Below are 15643 nucleotides of genomic sequence, written 5' to 3'. Positions count from 1 at the left end.
AAAAAATCATTAGTTTCGTTTACAAATTCAAATTATGAATACCGGAAATTTCCATGTTTATAAGTCTTCGGCTGGCAGCGGCAAGACCTATACCCTGGTAAAGGAATACCTGAAGATTGTGTTGCCCCAACCCGACAAGATGCGCCAGATCCTGGCCATCACCTTTACCAATGCAGCCGCAGCCGAGATGAAGAGTCGCATTATCGAAGAACTTGGAAGCCTGGCTGCTTTGCCCCAAAACCCTGTAGACACGAAAACAAGGGAATTGCTCAACCAGATCCTGAAGGAATACAGGGATGAGGGCTTTACGCAACCCGCTGAGGATCGGCTTATTGAAAACGCAGGACATATCCTTACCGACATTCTTCACAACTATTCAGATTTCTCGGTAAGCACCATTGACAGTTTTGTACACCGGATTGTCCGAACCTTTGCCTTTGACTTGCGCATACCGGTCAACTTTGAGATTGAGCTGGACAACGAGAGCCTCCTGAACAAGGCGGTCGATATGCTGGTCAGCCGGGCAGGCAGCGATGAAAAACTCACCGAGCTGCTCATACGCTTTATCCTCAATCAGGTGGATGAAGAAAAGGATCTGCGCATCGAGAAGGCCATTGGCAATCTGGCCAAGACACTGATGGACGAAGACAGCACCCCCTTCATTGAAAAGCTAAAAGACCTGTCGCTCGACGATTTTCTGTCCATTCAGCAGTATATCATCTCAAAGATCAGGGCGTTTGAACAAAATGCAAAGAGCAAGGCAACAAAGGTCATGCAATTGATTGAATTGCACAATCTCAAGGCAGAACATTTTTACCGCGGGAAACAGGGAATCTACAGCTATTTTGAAAACCTGTCGCAAGGGCTGATTGCTGAAAAAATCAGGCCGAACTCCTATGTGCTGACCACCCTGGAAGAGGATAAATGGTACGGCGGGAAAGCCGGCGAGGGAGAAAAGGCAGCAATCGATTCCATCAAATACGACCTCCAGCAGTATTACCTGGAAATCCACGGGCTGACAGGTAATTATCTTGACACCTACCAATTGTTAAAAGCCGTAAGTCTGAACCTGTTTCCCCTGGGGGTACTCAACGAGGTTCAGCGTGTGCTGGAGGAGATCAAAACGGAAAATGTCCTGCTGCACATCTCCGATTTCAATCGCAAGATCTCAGCCATCGTAACCGGACAACCTGTTCCTTTCATTTACGAGCGCATCGGCGAGCGCTACCAGCACTATATGATCGATGAGTTTCAGGATACCTCGGTATTGCAATGGCAAAACCTGCTGCCTTTGGTGGAAAACGGTTTGGCTAGCGGGAACCTGAGCCTGGTGGTGGGTGACGGCAAGCAGGCCATTTATCGCTGGCGTAATGGCGATGTGGAGCAATTTGTTAAACTTCCACAGCTTCCTGACGGAATTCAGGGTATCAACAAAGAGCCATGGCAACAATCCCTGATCCGCAATTACGAAGGGAAAAACCTCGGCACCAACTACCGTTCAAGGAAGGTCATTGTGGATTTTAACAACCACTTTTTCGAGCAGGCCAAAACCCACCTCTCGGAACCAATGCAAGCCATTTATGCACAGGTTCAACAGGAACCACGAAAGGGCGCTACCGGGGGTTATGTGCAGGTCAGCTTTCTGGAGAACAGCAAGGGGCAGGAATACATTGATGAGACCCTCCTGAAGGTTAAGGAAACCATTGAACAGCTCCTTGAAGCCGGGCATGCTTACCGCGACATCACCATCCTGTGCCGATCAAACAACAAAGGCAGCCAGGTAGCCCGTTTCCTCCTCCGCAACCAGGTGCCGGTCATTTCCTCCGAGTCTCTTTTGCTTAACCAATCGGAAGAGGTGATTTTTTTCATCGCCAACCTCAAGCTCCTGGTAAACCGTCACGATGCCGTGGCTGCTGTCGAATGGCTTGGATACCTGTTATCGAATCACTGGCTGGAAACCCATGGCACCCTCCATCAGGCACTGAAAGCTGCAGGGTTATTTCCCGTACCTACAGGAAACCGGACCATCAACTGGCAGGAAGTGGCTGAAACCCTGCTGCTGAAAAACAACATCACTTTCCGGTTCTCCGAGCTGAATTACCTGAATCTTTATGACATCTGTGAAAACATAACGCGTACATTTTTTACCCGGGGAGAACCCAACCCTTTTGTATCATTTTTCCTGAGTGCCGTATTCGAATATTCCGAAAAAAACAGCCTCTCCATTGCCGACTTCCTCCAATGGTGGGAAGAATTTGGATCTAAATATTCGCTGGTGGTGCCCAAAGGCCTGAATGCGGTACAGGTGATGACGATCCACAAAGCCAAGGGTTTGCAATTCCCTGTGGTCATCTTTCCATTTGCCGAATTGGAGGCAAGGAAGTCCACCCGGGAAGGGACCTGGGTTAGCCCATCGCACCCTGAATTGAAGGACCTTCCGGCAGTTTGGCTGAAAATGAGTGGGAAAGCCCTCGAAAACACCCCATACGAAGCCCTTTATGAAGATGAGATGGAGCGCACCCAACTTGATGTGCTCAACATGGCTTACGTTGCTTTCACCAGGCCCAAGGACAAGCTGTTTATCATTTCGAAACAACCCCCGGATAACATCAAGAAAAGGCCTTCCGTGCCACAAATGCTTAAGGCATTTCTTTCAGGAAAGGATTATTTTTCTGGGCAAGAGCATACTTTCTCTTTTGGTGAATTTGAAAAGGTCTCTTCTTTGTCAGGAGAATTGCATGAAGAGCAGTACTTCAGGCGGTTGTTGTCGCGAAGCTGGACAGCTGCCTTACGAATGCGTTCAAACCAGGAAGAAAGGGGTGTCGCTTCAGCTGGTCAGCGTGAGCGGGGTAAACTTCTGCACAGGGCCATGGAGCAGATTATCACAAGTGATGACATTCAGCCTGTGTTATCGCGAATGCGCGCTGAGGGTGAAATTGACCAATTTACAGAGCGAGAGTGGAATACCCGTATCCGCGAGTTGATAAGCCTTGGACCCCTTGCACCCTGTTTTGCTTCCGGCGCAAAAGTCAAGGCTGAGGCTGGCCTTTTCGATGAAACCGGAAATTTTTACCGCCCCGACCGCGTGGTAATGTTTGAGGACCGTACGGTTGTGATCGATTATAAAACCGGGAAAGAATACGCCAGCCATGGCCAACAGATTGAGAACTATGGCAGCTTGTTGGAGAAAATGGGGTATCCGGCCGTAGAAAAAATGTTGCTGTATCTTGACGAATACAGATTAAAGACAGTCTAAATTAGAATTGGCCTGATAGCTGCATTTTGAGGCCCGTTTTCGACGGCTTTTATCAAATTTTTATTACTTTTCCCAACGAAAAGGGACTATTCCCTTGCCTGTTCTTTCCTGTCTGCCTTACCTAACCTAATTTTTAAAGCGATATGTCCACAAAAAAAATCCTGGATACATTCGAAGCCCGGGAAGACAACCTGCTGATGATCCTGCATGCCCTTCAGGACAATAATCCTCAGCATTATCTGACGGAAGAAGCCTTGGCTGAAACCGCTAAATACCTGAAGCTTACCAAAAGTTCAGTATACGGGGTGGCAAAATACTATACCATGTTCAGTCTGAGCCCCCGGGGCAAATACATCATCCGTGTTTGTGTTTCGCCGGTTTGCGAACTTATGAAGGGAAAGGTAATCCTTGCCTTCCTGGAGAAAAACCTTGGCATCAAAGCGGGCGAGACCACCCCTTGCGGACTGTTTACCCTGGAAATCGCCGAATGCCTGGGACAATGCCATGAAGCACCCAGCATGATGATCAATGAAAAGGTATATAACCATCTCACAGAACAAAAGATCAGGGAAGTAATCCAGGAATACCGCCAAAAATAATTCAGCCTTTTGAACCCAAGCCAGCATCCATCTTGCAAAATCAAGTGCCATGATAAAAGAGACCCGGATCACACTGAAGAATGTAGGGAAAATAAAACCCGAGAGCATTGATGATTATATAGCCGCAGGGGGTTATCAGGGCCTGAAGAAAGCCCTGACCATGAAACCCTTTTCAATCATCGATGAAGTGCTCGATGCCGGACTAAGAGGCCGGGGAGGCGCCGGTTTCTCAACCGGTACCAAAAAGAAATTCACCAGCAGGAGCTGTCAGACCTGCCCGCAGCGTTATGTGGTGGTCAATGCCGACGAGGGTGAACCCGGGACTTTCAAGGACCGTATCATCATGGAAAACGATCCTCACTTGTATATTGAGGGAACCATCATTGCTGCTTACAGCATCAATGCCACAAAGGGATATATTTACCTGCGGGGTGAATATTACGATTCCATCCGCAAGACCCGCAAAGCCATTGAGGATGCCTATGCTAAGGGATTCCTGGGTAAGAACATCCTGGGTTCGGGTTTCAGCTTCGATCTGGAACTAAAGCTGGGTGCGGGTTCCTATCTTTGCGGCGAAGAGCTTACCATGCTTGAGTCGCTGGAAGGCAAGCGAGGAAATCCACGCATAAAGCCCCCATTCCCGGCTGAAAAGGGAGTTTTCAATGCACCCACCCTGGTCAATAATGTGGAAACCCTTGCAACGATCCCTGGCATTATTGCCAACGGAAAGGATTGGTACCTGCAATTTGGAACGGAAAGGTCGAGAGGTACCAAGATATTCACCATCAGTGGGAAGGTGAAAAAGCCCGGATATTATGAAGTACAGATGGGGATAACCCTTCGCCAGCTGATCTGGGATCTGGCCGGGGGGATGATCAGCAACAAGCCCTTTAAGGCAGCCTTGCTTGGAGGAGCTGCAGGAACATTCGTGGATGCTTCAATGCTTGACGAGCGAATGACTTATGATAACCTCAGGGAAAAAGGAGCCACGCTCGGATCAGGGGCTGTCATCATAATGGAAGAAGGGGATTCGGTCTACGACATTCTCCACAATTGCCTACGTTTCTTTAAGCACGAATCCTGCGGAAAATGCGTTCCCTGCCGCGTGGGAACCACAATGCTGGTGAAGGAGGCTGAGAAACTTCGCAACGGTATCCCTGACAAGAAAGCCCTGCTTGACCAAATGGTCAAAGAAGCTGAGTTAATGGCAGCCACCTCGCTTTGCCCCCTTGGCCAGTCACCCATTTTGCCCCTGAAGTCAGCTGCAAGGTTTTTTTCCACGGAACTTACAGGAGGATGATTGACCTGCCCTGCTTTCTGACCCTGTTTCTTTAACCTATCATTGTCTTAAGAACCTTTCAACCGCGAACCCCAAACTTCGAACCTATGCCAAACCTTGTCACCATAACCATCGACAATAAAAAAATCAAGGCGCCTGAAGGGGCCAACTTGCTGCAGGTAGCAAAAGACAACGGCGTTGCCATACCCCATCTGTGTTATCACAAAAAACTCACCCCCACTGGGGCCTGCCGGCTTTGCCTGGTTAAGATAAAGGATATGCGGGGAATGCTTACCTCCTGCACCATTAAGGTGGAGGATGGCATGGAAGTAATTGCCTTCGATCCTGAACTGGAAGAGGCTCGCAGATATCTGCTCGATTACCTCCTGGCTGAGCACAACGAAGATTACGATGGAAGCTATTACGACGAGTTCCGGGAATTGCTGATCCGTTATGGGCTCGACAAAAAGGAAAACCGCCGCTTTCCATCCATATGGAAAGAGCTGGACTATCCTGAGGACTTAAGCTCGCCTGTACTTAGCTACGACGCCTCCAAATGCATCAAGTGCTTTCGTTGCATCAAGGCCTGCGATGAAGTGCAGGGAAAGAACGTCTTGTCATTTACCAACCGCGGAATCATCAGCTACATCACCGGAGGCTTTGAGCACTGGGGTGCTAGTGAATGTGATGGTTGCGGCGAGTGCATACAGTTGTGTCCAACGGGTGCCATCGTTGAGAAGCCCCACCGCAGCGAAATCAACATTGAAAACGGGATTAAAAAGGTACGCACCACCTGCCCTTATTGCGGGGTCGGATGCCAGCTTGAACTATGGGTCCAGGATGAAAAAATTGTCCGCAGTCTGGGGGTAGAGGATGTCAGTCCTAACTATGGACGCTTATGCGTAAAAGGCCGTTTTGGTTACGATTACATTGAACATCATGAGCGACTCACAACACCCCTCATCAAAAAGGATGGACATTTTGTAGAAGCCACCTGGGACGAGGCCCTCGATCTGGTTGCACGGAAATTTATGGAAACCAGGAAAAAGTACGGGCGCAAGGCTTTGGCTGGTTATGCCTCTGCCAAGACCACCAATGAGGACAACTACCTCTTCATGAAGCTTGTGCGTATGGTGTTTGGCAACAACAACGTCGATTACTGCACCCGACTCTGCCACGCCTCCACCGTGACGGCAATGCTCAGGGCAGTGGGTGATGGCGCCGGCAGCAACTCCATCGAGGATTATGCCAACAGCGATTGTATGCTGGTCACCGGTAACAATATGATTGAGACCCACCCGGTAACCGCCACTTTTGTCAAGCACGCCGTCCAGCGCAATGGGGCAAAGGTGATCATCATTGACCCCAAATGGACCCCCCTGGTAAAGGACGCTTTCATCTGGCTGCAACCCAGACTGGGCACCGATGTGACCTTGCTCAACGGGATGATTCGGGTCATCATCAGCGAAGATCTCATCGACAAAAGCTTTATTGAAAAACGGGTCGACGGTGGGATGAAAGCCTTTGAGGAACTAAAGGCCCTAACTGAAAAGTACACCCCTGAATATGTTGAAGAGATTACCGGTGTGCCTGCCAGGCTGATGGTGGATGCTGCCCGCATTTATGCCACGGCCAAACGCCCCCTCATTGCCACCGGCATGGGCTATAGCCAGCAGGTCACCGGCACGCACAACGTGTTCTGCCTTATCAACATAATGCTTATCACCGGACAGATCGGCCGTGTGGGTGCCGGCCTGAACCCTCCCCGCGGACAAAACAACGTACAGGGGGTTTCTGATGTAGGCACTTCTCCTTTCACCTATCCCGGCTACATCTCTGTTGAGGATGCCGAAAACCGTCGCAAGGTCGCCAAAATATGGGGTGTGCCTTTCGAAGAACTGGATGGTGAAAAGGGCCTCTCAACGGTTGAGATCATGCAGGCTGCTTACGAAGGAAAGGTAAAAGCTATGTATATCATGGGCGAGAACCCGATGATCACCGACCCCAACCTTAACCATACCGAAGAAGCCATCAAAAAACTTGATTTCCTTGTAGTTCAGGACATCTTCCCTACTGAAACGACCCAGCTGGCGGATGTCATCCTTCCTGCAGCTGCCTTTGCCGAAAAGGAAGGAACCTTTGTGAACAGCGACCGCCGTGTGCTGCGGGTTCGCAAAGCAGTAGAAGCTCCTGGGCAGGCCCGTCAGGACTGGCATATCATCACCGAAATCGCCGACCGCATGGGCAAGCCCCTGGGAAATTACCAAACCGAAAGCGACATCTGGGATGAGATCGCCCAGACAGCTCCCATTTTTGCCGGTATCACTTATGATCGTTTGGAGCATCAGGGCATTCAGTGGCCCTGTCCCGATAAAGACCATCCGGGAACGGCCACCCTGTTTATGGAAAAATTCAATACCCCCAATGGCCTGGGAAAACTGCATCCGGTAGATTATGCAGTACAAACCGAGCGCGCCAACGCCAAATACCCCTTCGTACTCAATACCGGCCGCATCCTTTATCAGTATCATAGCTCCACCATGTCACGACGGAACAAATCGCTGAACGACTTCGCCAATGAGGCTTATGTGCTGATGCATCCCGATGATGCCGTTAGATGCGGCTTCCACGAGGGAGATATGGTTAAAATCACCTCACAACGGGGTGAAATTGAAACGGCCGTCAGGGTTAGCGAAGAAGTGTTACAGGGCGAACTCTTTATGCCCTTCCATTTCAGCGAAGCACCGGTAAACAGGCTCACGCGCGATGAATTAGATCCCTACTCTAAAATTGCACCATTCAAAATCTCTGCCGTCAGGCTGGAAAAACTCTGATCCTGATTTCAATCAAAACAACAGGGCCGTTCAAATGAGTGGCCCTGTTGTTTTTTAGCATTCATTAAAATCAATCAAGGTGCTTCAAGGCTTTCCAAAACCTTAACCCTGGAACTTTAAACCTGGAACCCTGCCTGCGGCAGGCAGGCTTGAACCCCAAACCCCGAACTTTATTTCTTAAAACCTCCAAATCATCCCAAGGCCTTGCGGGCTAACGTAGAGGGATGAGAGTAGAGTTTCCAGGGTTTTTGAATGCTGGCTAAGCACCCAATACAGGCCCAGGTCGAACGCAAAGAGGAAGGCGCCCTGAAGGATCAGGGCACTCCCATAGCCTTTGAACATGTCGTGATGCTTGACACTGTTCCTGGCCTTTTCACGCAGGAAGAATCCCGTGACCATATAGCCCACATCTAATCCCGCATTAAACAGCAGGGTCTTCTCCATTCCAAAGTGTTCCTGAATGCTTTCAAACAAGCCAAGGCTGCCTGCATCTGCCTGGTATAGGGAATAGAGGGCCATACCGGCAATACCGGCATTGACCGTATTCCACAGCACATTTCCCTGGTGGAAATATTTGTTTGAGCCACTTCCCTTTGCCCAGCCGATGCCACCAACCACGAAGTTAGCGGCAGCCCAGCCACCCAGGGTCCACATCCCGATGCGGCTTATCTCTTGCCGTTTCAGGTTAAATTCCATAAGCTCACCTTGCGAAAAGGCAGGCAGTGCCAGCACGAACACAAGCACAAGGAAAAGAAAGGTCTGTCTTTTCATTCTTCCATGGTTTTACTGGGTTGGACCATATACCGCGTGATACCTAGCCCGGACTTCCACTTCCTCACGCTCCCAGGGAACGGTGAAAAATTCATTGTTGAGAAAAGGCTCTGTCTGGTCCAGGTAATACTTGCTGGCAGGGATGCCCGAAGTACCGGTAGGGATGATCATAAAGTTCTCGCTCCAATTGGCGGGCTGAAAGATATGCCGTTGCGAGGCCCCGTGGATCACTCCGTAGGGATTCCTGAAGCTATAGGAATAGGGCGCAACGGTATGATAACTCCCTCCGACAGGGAAAGGGCCTTTATTCATCCCCAAAAGGCGGTCAAGCAGTTTAACCGTGCCCATGGGGTGGCTGATGGTGATCTGGTGGATATTGCCCCATTGCCATTGCGAGGGGTCTTTCCCGAGGTTTTCCTCAAGCCACTGCACACTTTCACGGAAGCTTTGAACGACCAGGTCCTCAAAGGTTTCGTTGGCATTGGTATTTACATTGTTTATCCAGCTCGAATGCCGGTCATCCCACACGTGCTCAACAATTCCGTTGATTGAGGAACGGTCGCCAAGAATCTCCTGGTAAAGTTCTTCCCCCATTTCATCCATCAGCAGGTTTTTCACAAAAGTGATGTAAAACTGCTCAAATACTGCCGTTGCCCGGCTTTCAGCAGTCAAAACTCCATCCCAGCGCTCCAGCAATTCCAGCGCTTTTTTCTCAAGGATGTTCAGGTTGGGTTCCAAGCTCACAATAATCCTAAGGTCGGGCAAGAAACGCTCCACTTTTTTCGACTGGAAATCGCCCAGCATACGCTTAAAATCTTCCGGGCCGAGCTTATCCTTCTCGTTGAGCATCTCACGAATGCGATCGATGCGGTAAGGATGGGCATACTGGTAGCCTATGTGGTATGGATAATCCTCTCCGACCGTACGGTTATTGGCCGACGACAAATGGCCTTCCGGGGGGTTGAAGCTATAGGGTACTTCTTCGAAAGGGACAATCCCAATCCAGTCGTATTGGTCGGTGTGCCCGGGATACACGTCAAGGCCATTGCCATCCCTGCGGATTGGGATGCCCACAGCGGTCTGCAATCCAATATTGCCTTCCACATCCGCATAGATGATATTTTGGCTCACGGAGGTCATAGTGCGCAGGGCATTGCGAAAGTCTTCCCAGTTGCGTGCGTGGTTTAACAGGTAGATGCTGCGCAGCTCATTGCTGGGGAGATTTCCGCTCCACTGCATACTGATAGCCTGTCCGCTTACTTTCTTGAACTCAGAAATGATGGGGCCGCGATGGGTAAACCGAAGTTCCCGGTCCAGCGTATCCCCACCCTTTACGGCGATTTTTTCCTGCCGGACCTCAAGAGGGTGCCATTCATCCTGATAGAGATAACGGTCAGGATTCTCTTCATCCAGGGTCTCCACGTAAAAGTCGGCATCATCAACATAAACATTTGTCATACCCCAGGCAATACGGTCGTTATGCCCCACCACCACAAAGGGTTGACCGGGCAACACCACGCCGGTCACATTCAACTTGCCTTCCACCACCTGGTGCATCTGGTACCAGATTCCCGGCGCATTAAATCCCAGGTGCATATCGTTCGAAAGGATTGGATGCCCTGTAATGCTCTTTTCTCCGCTGACGGCCCAGTTATTGCTTGCCCTGAATACCTCCAGCCCCAGGTCAAGCAATCTGGAGGCAGGTTCGAGTTTGCTGAAAAGGACTTCTGTCTCTTCTTCCATCAATTTTGGATGTACGAAGCTCGGGTGCTGGGCCATGTCAGGAAGCAATTGATTGAACTTCTCCTCATCCAGGTGCTGACGCAGCTTGTGCAGGGTGACCTCAATCTGCCAGGCCCCGGAAAGATCCCAGGCCATATATCCGATCAGGTTCACCGAATGAATGGGTTGCCAGGGCTCGGGCTTATAGCCCAAAATGGTAAACTCGGGCGGCAGTTTTTTGGAATGCGTTTCCATAAAATGATTCACTCCCGCGGCAAAGGCAGAAAAGGCTGAGAGCACCTCCGGATCAGAATCAGCAATCACCATGGCTGCTTTCTCAGGCATCCGGAGCCCACGCATGATCAGGTCGGTATTCGCCATATCTTCTCCAAAAATCTCCGACAAGCGCCCCATCGTGATGCGTCTGAGCAGGTCCATCTGCCACAGGCGGTCCTGTGCCATCACATACCCCGTTGTAAAATACAGGTCGTGCTCATTCCTGGCATAAATATGGGGAATGGCCTGTTCATCACGATACACCTGCACCTCATCCCGAAGCCCTTCCAAGGTCATAGAACGGTTATAATCGGGCAGGGCCTTCCTGGAGATATGCCGAACCACCAGTGTTCCGGCCAGCAAAACAACCCCCAACAACACAAAAATACCAATCAGGATCTTCTTTAACTTCTTCATATACCTACAATGATTATAGTTAATAATATTGGAAAGCCAATCAACACGCCTCAAAACAATAACCCAAACCCATCAATCCTACAACCCAAACCTTAAACCTTGAACATTAAACCTTCACTTTGCAAATCATCAATCGTTAATCCCTGCTTGCGGCAGGCAGGCTTGTTCATCATTCAAAGGGACCCTGTTATTCCAAACCTTCTGATCTCAGAACAAGGAACAAGGATTTATGATTTAGGAATTACCTTAAACCCTGAACCTTGAACCTTGAACCCCAAACTCCTAACCCCGAACTCCTAACCCCGAACTCCTAACCCCAAACTCCTAACCCCAAACCTATTCCCCCAGCATGGCCCTGATAAAACTCCTGTTATGCATACTGTATGCCGAAAAGCGCTCTGCAATGAGCTCAGTCATCGCATCCACCGCTTCAGGGCCTTTTTCAGCAGTCATATAAGCAATCAGGTTTTCCAGTTCATCACTTCCGCTTACCTCAAAAGCAGGGTCAGATACCAATACTTTGGGGAAGGACTTTTCCATAACCTTGGTAGTAGGCTTGCCTCTTTTTTTCGATTCCTTTGCCACCACCTCGCGGGGAAACCAATCGTAATAAGCCTGTTCTTCCACAGGGTTTTCAAGAGCCTTGAAAAAGGGGTGCTCCCAGTTTCCCGATTCATAAGCACCACGGAGGACCAGCCACTGAAACTGCTCATAAACGGTATGCCGGTTCGATACCAGTTGCACTGCATTATCGTAGGCCCTGGGAAGGCCAAGCATGGATTTCAGGTTAATCCATATCATCCGTAGTGTACTCACCCCGGGCAATACGGATGAATGGTATGGCATGCTCAGGTCGCTGAGATAATGCATGGCCCAGCCCATAAAACGATAACCCCAGTAGTCCTGTCCAACGCTGAAGGCATAGGAGGCAAGGGTCTTATACAGGTGAATGCGGTATTCCACATAGGTACGCTTCAGAAAGGGGGCCGCCGCAAATACGATTTTCGATTCGTGGTAAAAGCCCATATGAAAAGGCGCCTGCGAACCATAAGGCAGATTGGGATTGCCAAAGGTCTGCTCGCCAAAGCCATACACCTTGCCATAATAGGTATTGTTATCCTCAAACAAACCCAGGTCAAAACCATAATCGGGCTCGTTATTGGCTGAAGCCAACACCAGGATGGGGGCAATCATCTCGCCTTCATTTAATTTCAGGTAAGTGGTTTGCAGCATCTCGGTAAGCTTGTCGAGGGTAGTCAGTTCATAGGGGCTGATGGGCTCACGGCCGCCGCCATCGACGCCTGGAGGAAGGTGTTGATACAGAGCCATTTTCGCGTTGGGGTTGATGCGAATGGCATAAAAGAAACGCTGCAGGATATCCTCAGCATTTCCGGTAGCCGCAAAGGCTAGCTCGCCAGGCCGCGCTGCATAGGCTTCAAAATTTGCCCTCGACCAAGCTTCCTGTTCCCCCAGCAGGCGGGCAAGCCCTTCTTCTTCCTCAAGCAGGAAGGTCAGCAGGCTTTTTACCTCCACCTCAGGCGCGTTGGCCACCACGGGCATATTCTTCAAAATGGGATAAATGATCAGGGGATGCTCAGACCAGGCCTGTGCCTGACGGGACCCCGTTATCATTGACAATACAATCAACAGGCCCACAAAGCCCGTAAAAAAGTTCTTTTTCATAGCTTGGAAAGATTTAACAAGAGAAAAACAGCCGTTCCGGATTTATGTTTGCAATTTACCAAAAAATATTAAACCAAAAATCATCTATTACTCCTTTGCCTGCAGGAAAACTTTTTTGCCCCAATCGGGGTTTGTCTATCATAAGAATTCAGGCTAACTTTGTGTTTTACCGCTATACCCGATCATGGCTAAAGAAAAGAAAGAAAAGAAGCTCCAGGAAAGTTCTGCCCTGAAGGTCAATGCAGGCATTGAACAGCCGCCCAATATCAACGAGGCTGCTGTACTTGCCTTTAAGGCCCGCAAACCCCGGAAAATAGCCATTGACGACTATGTGCAGGGGATCCTTGGTGGCGACCGGGTATTGCTCAGCAAGGCCATCACCCTGATCGAAAGCTCACTGCCGCGCGACTTTGAGCTGGCCCAGCAGATCATTGAAAAATGCATCCCCTATTCGGGCAACTCCCTCCGCATTGGCATCACCGGGGTGCCCGGCGTGGGTAAGAGTACTTTTATCGAAGCTTTTGGCACCTTCCTTACCGCACAGGGAAATAAGATCGCCGTCCTTGCCGTCGACCCTTCCAGCGAGATCTCCAAGGGCAGCATCCTGGGCGACAAGACCCGTATGGAACAACTCGCCGTGGATGAGAACGCCTTTGTACGGCCTTCGCCTTCGGCAGGCTCCCTCGGGGGCGTCGCCCGAAAGACCCGCGAAATCATCATTCTTTGTGAAGCGGCAGGGTTCAACATCGTACTCATCGAAACCGTGGGCGTAGGCCAGTCGGAAACCACCGTACATTCCATGGTCGATTTCTTTTTGCTTTTGATGCTTGCCGGTGCCGGCGATGAACTACAGGGCATCAAACGCGGCATCATAGAAATGTGCGATGGCATGGCCATCAACAAGGCCGACGGCGATAACCTCAACAAAGCCAGGTCCGCTAAAGTACAGTATGAAAACGCCCTTCACCTGTTCCCGCCCCCGCAAACCGGTTGGACTCCAAGGGTTGAGCTTTGCTCAGCCTTCTACAAAACCGGAATAGATAAGATTTGGGAAATGATTCTCGAGCACGATGCCCTGCTGAAAAGCAATGGAAGTTTCACCAGGAAACGAGCCCACCAGAAAAAATTCAGCATGCTCGAAACCATCAACCAGGCCCTCATTGCCAGCTTTTACCAAAACCAAAGGGTCAACACCCTGATGCCCAATATGGAGTCCGCCCTCGATGAGAACCAACTGACCTCCTTCCAGGCTGCCGGAAACCTCCTCAAGGCATATTTCAGCCATACCGGACAGGAACCACCTCCAGAAAATATCTGACAGACCATGAAAGCGCCTGTTAAACCTTCGTCCCTTTGGTTTTTCCTGATCTTCCTTTGGGGAATCGCAAGCACTCCCCTGGCTGCACAGGACATAAGCCCAGCATTGGATGAAGATCCTCCGGAAGCTGCCAACGGCAGGACATTGCACTTCGATTACGGGATGACAATGGGGTTTTACATCGCCAATGCGGGCACCGCAAATTATTACAACGGCACCGGTGAGAACAGCGTGGAGAGTATCATCAATATGACCTACAATTATAACCGCATCCGGCAGGACATTGGATATGACTTTCAGCTCCACGGACTACCCATGGAGATGAGCTACAAACCCGCTGTGATGCTGGGCTTTTTCGGGAGCATTGGCTTTAGCCCTAAAGCCTCGCTGATGGCCGAATTCAATTATGCCAAACTGAAGGCCCAGGACAAATTTACCCTCGAAATTGCACGGGTGGTTTTTATCGAAGGCGACAACATTGAACTCTATGATATCTGGGGTACGGAGGAGCGCCTCGACCTGCGTTTCAGTTTTCAATATACCTTTCTTTCCAGGTCCTCCTACCTGCATCCTTTCCTTGAAACAGGGGTAAGCATCACCGATACTAAAATGAAGGAGAACCGCATCAGGGTTCACTCACAGACCCTCTCCATCCGCAACCCTTCCAACACTTATTACCAGATCCGGGACTATGGCATCGGGTTTGGCGGATTTGCCACCCTGGGACTTAAAATGGATGTGAATGAAAGTTTTGCTTTGTGGGCGGGTTACAGCGCCAATTACAGCCGTATCAACCTGGGCGAGAATGATAAATTCCTGCTGCAGCACACCATATTCCTTCGCTTTAGCCTGGCAGGGCTAGCCGCTGGTGCCCGCTAAGCCTTGTCCTTACTCTCCTTGTGATACATAGCCGAAAGGTTGAACTGCTCGGGATGCAAGGCCACCTTATCCATATAAAATTGCTCGATCTTTTTCAGATCTTCCTCATAGTCGCCCGAAGGGAAAATGACGGGCCCAAGACCTGCCACTTTTTTGCTGTAATCGAGAAAACCAAGGATGATGGGCACTCCAGCCGTCTGGGCAATAAAATAAAATCCTTTCTTCCAGCGCTTATTGAGTTTTCGCGTGCCCTCGGGGGCGATCAGCAACAAAAAGTCTTCTTCCTTTTTAAACTGATCAGTGATCGATTTAACAATCTTCTGGCTGTTGCTCCGGTCCACCGGAATCCCTCCAAAGAACCTTAATACCAAACCCAGCGGAAAACTAAACATCTCCTTCTTGATCATGGTCTTAATGCTGATCCTCCGCTCCAGGAGGGCAAGACGACCAATAGGGAAATCCCAGTAACTGGTATGAGGGGCCATAACGATAACACCCTTTTTGATCTGTCTTATATCATCGGCTTCGATCTTCCAGCCAAATATTTTTAAAATAAAACCTGCTAACCAACTCATTGCCTTGTTTTTTTAGGGTTCTTTCAGAACGCAC

General features: G+C 49.8%; 10 protein-coding genes. 6 read left to right on the top strand and 4 right to left on the bottom strand.

The features are described 5' to 3' along the window. The first annotated feature begins 34 nt into the window (after nt 1-34). The 4 genes from V2I46_09390 (at nt 35) to fdhF (ending at nt 7968) form a co-directional block, all read left to right on the top strand. A complete protein-coding gene (locus tag V2I46_09390; protein ID MEE4177710.1) occupies nt 35-3256 on the top strand; it encodes a UvrD-helicase domain-containing protein in 3222 nt (1073 codons plus the stop codon). A 143-nt stretch (nt 3257-3399) separates the two neighbouring features. After that, nucleotides 3400-3855, top strand: coding sequence for an NAD(P)H-dependent oxidoreductase subunit E (locus V2I46_09385; GenBank protein ID MEE4177709.1), 456 nt, complete (start codon nt 3400-3402; stop codon nt 3853-3855). Between the two features lie 49 nt (nt 3856-3904). After that, the gene (nuoF, locus tag V2I46_09380) at nt 3905-5155 is read left to right on the top strand and encodes an NADH-quinone oxidoreductase subunit NuoF (protein ID MEE4177708.1); all 1251 of its coding nucleotides are present in this window, start codon (nt 3905-3907) and stop codon (nt 5153-5155) included. An 86-nt stretch (nt 5156-5241) separates the two neighbouring features. Further along, a complete protein-coding gene (gene fdhF, locus V2I46_09375; protein ID MEE4177707.1) occupies nt 5242-7968 on the top strand; it encodes a formate dehydrogenase subunit alpha in 2727 nt (908 codons plus the stop codon). A gap of 177 nt (nt 7969-8145) precedes the next feature. Here the strand turns inward: fdhF and V2I46_09370 are convergent, their stop codons facing one another. From V2I46_09370 to V2I46_09360, 3 genes are all read right to left on the bottom strand, one after another. After that, nucleotides 8146-8739, bottom strand: a complete 594-nt coding sequence (locus tag V2I46_09370) for a hypothetical protein (protein MEE4177706.1) — start codon at nt 8737-8739, stop codon at nt 8146-8148. Nucleotides 8740-8751: 12 nt separating this feature from the next. Next, nucleotides 8752-11154: a penicillin acylase family protein gene (locus V2I46_09365; GenBank protein MEE4177705.1), complete on the bottom strand. Its 2403-nt coding sequence runs from the start codon at nt 11152-11154 to the stop codon at nt 8752-8754. 336 nt (nt 11155-11490) lie between these two features. Further along, nucleotides 11491-12837 (bottom strand): hypothetical protein, encoded by a 1347-nt coding sequence (locus V2I46_09360; GenBank protein MEE4177704.1) that lies wholly within the window; start codon nt 12835-12837, stop codon nt 11491-11493. 184 nt (nt 12838-13021) lie between these two features. Between V2I46_09360 and meaB the strand changes: the two genes are divergently transcribed. Continuing rightward, entirely contained in the window at nt 13022-14155 is a 1134-nt protein-coding gene (gene meaB / locus V2I46_09355) for a methylmalonyl Co-A mutase-associated GTPase MeaB (GenBank protein MEE4177703.1), read from the top strand. Between the two features lie 6 nt (nt 14156-14161). Next, on the top strand, nt 14162-15034 hold the full coding sequence (locus V2I46_09350; protein MEE4177702.1) for a hypothetical protein: 873 nt from the start codon (nt 14162-14164) through the stop codon (nt 15032-15034). On the opposite strand, the gene V2I46_09345 is transcribed toward V2I46_09350, so the two are convergent. After that, entirely contained in the window at nt 15031-15609 is a 579-nt protein-coding gene (locus V2I46_09345; GenBank protein MEE4177701.1) for a 1-acyl-sn-glycerol-3-phosphate acyltransferase, read from the bottom strand. The genes V2I46_09350 and V2I46_09345 overlap by 4 nt on opposite strands. Nucleotides 15610-15643 lie beyond the last annotated feature (34 nt).

The organism is Bacteroides sp. (assembly GCA_036351255.1).
In the GTDB taxonomy this organism is placed as follows: domain Bacteria; phylum Bacteroidota; class Bacteroidia; order Bacteroidales; family UBA7960; genus UBA7960.
Note: the sequence above shows the minus strand (reverse complement) of the source record. Positions and strands in the feature narration are given on the sequence as shown.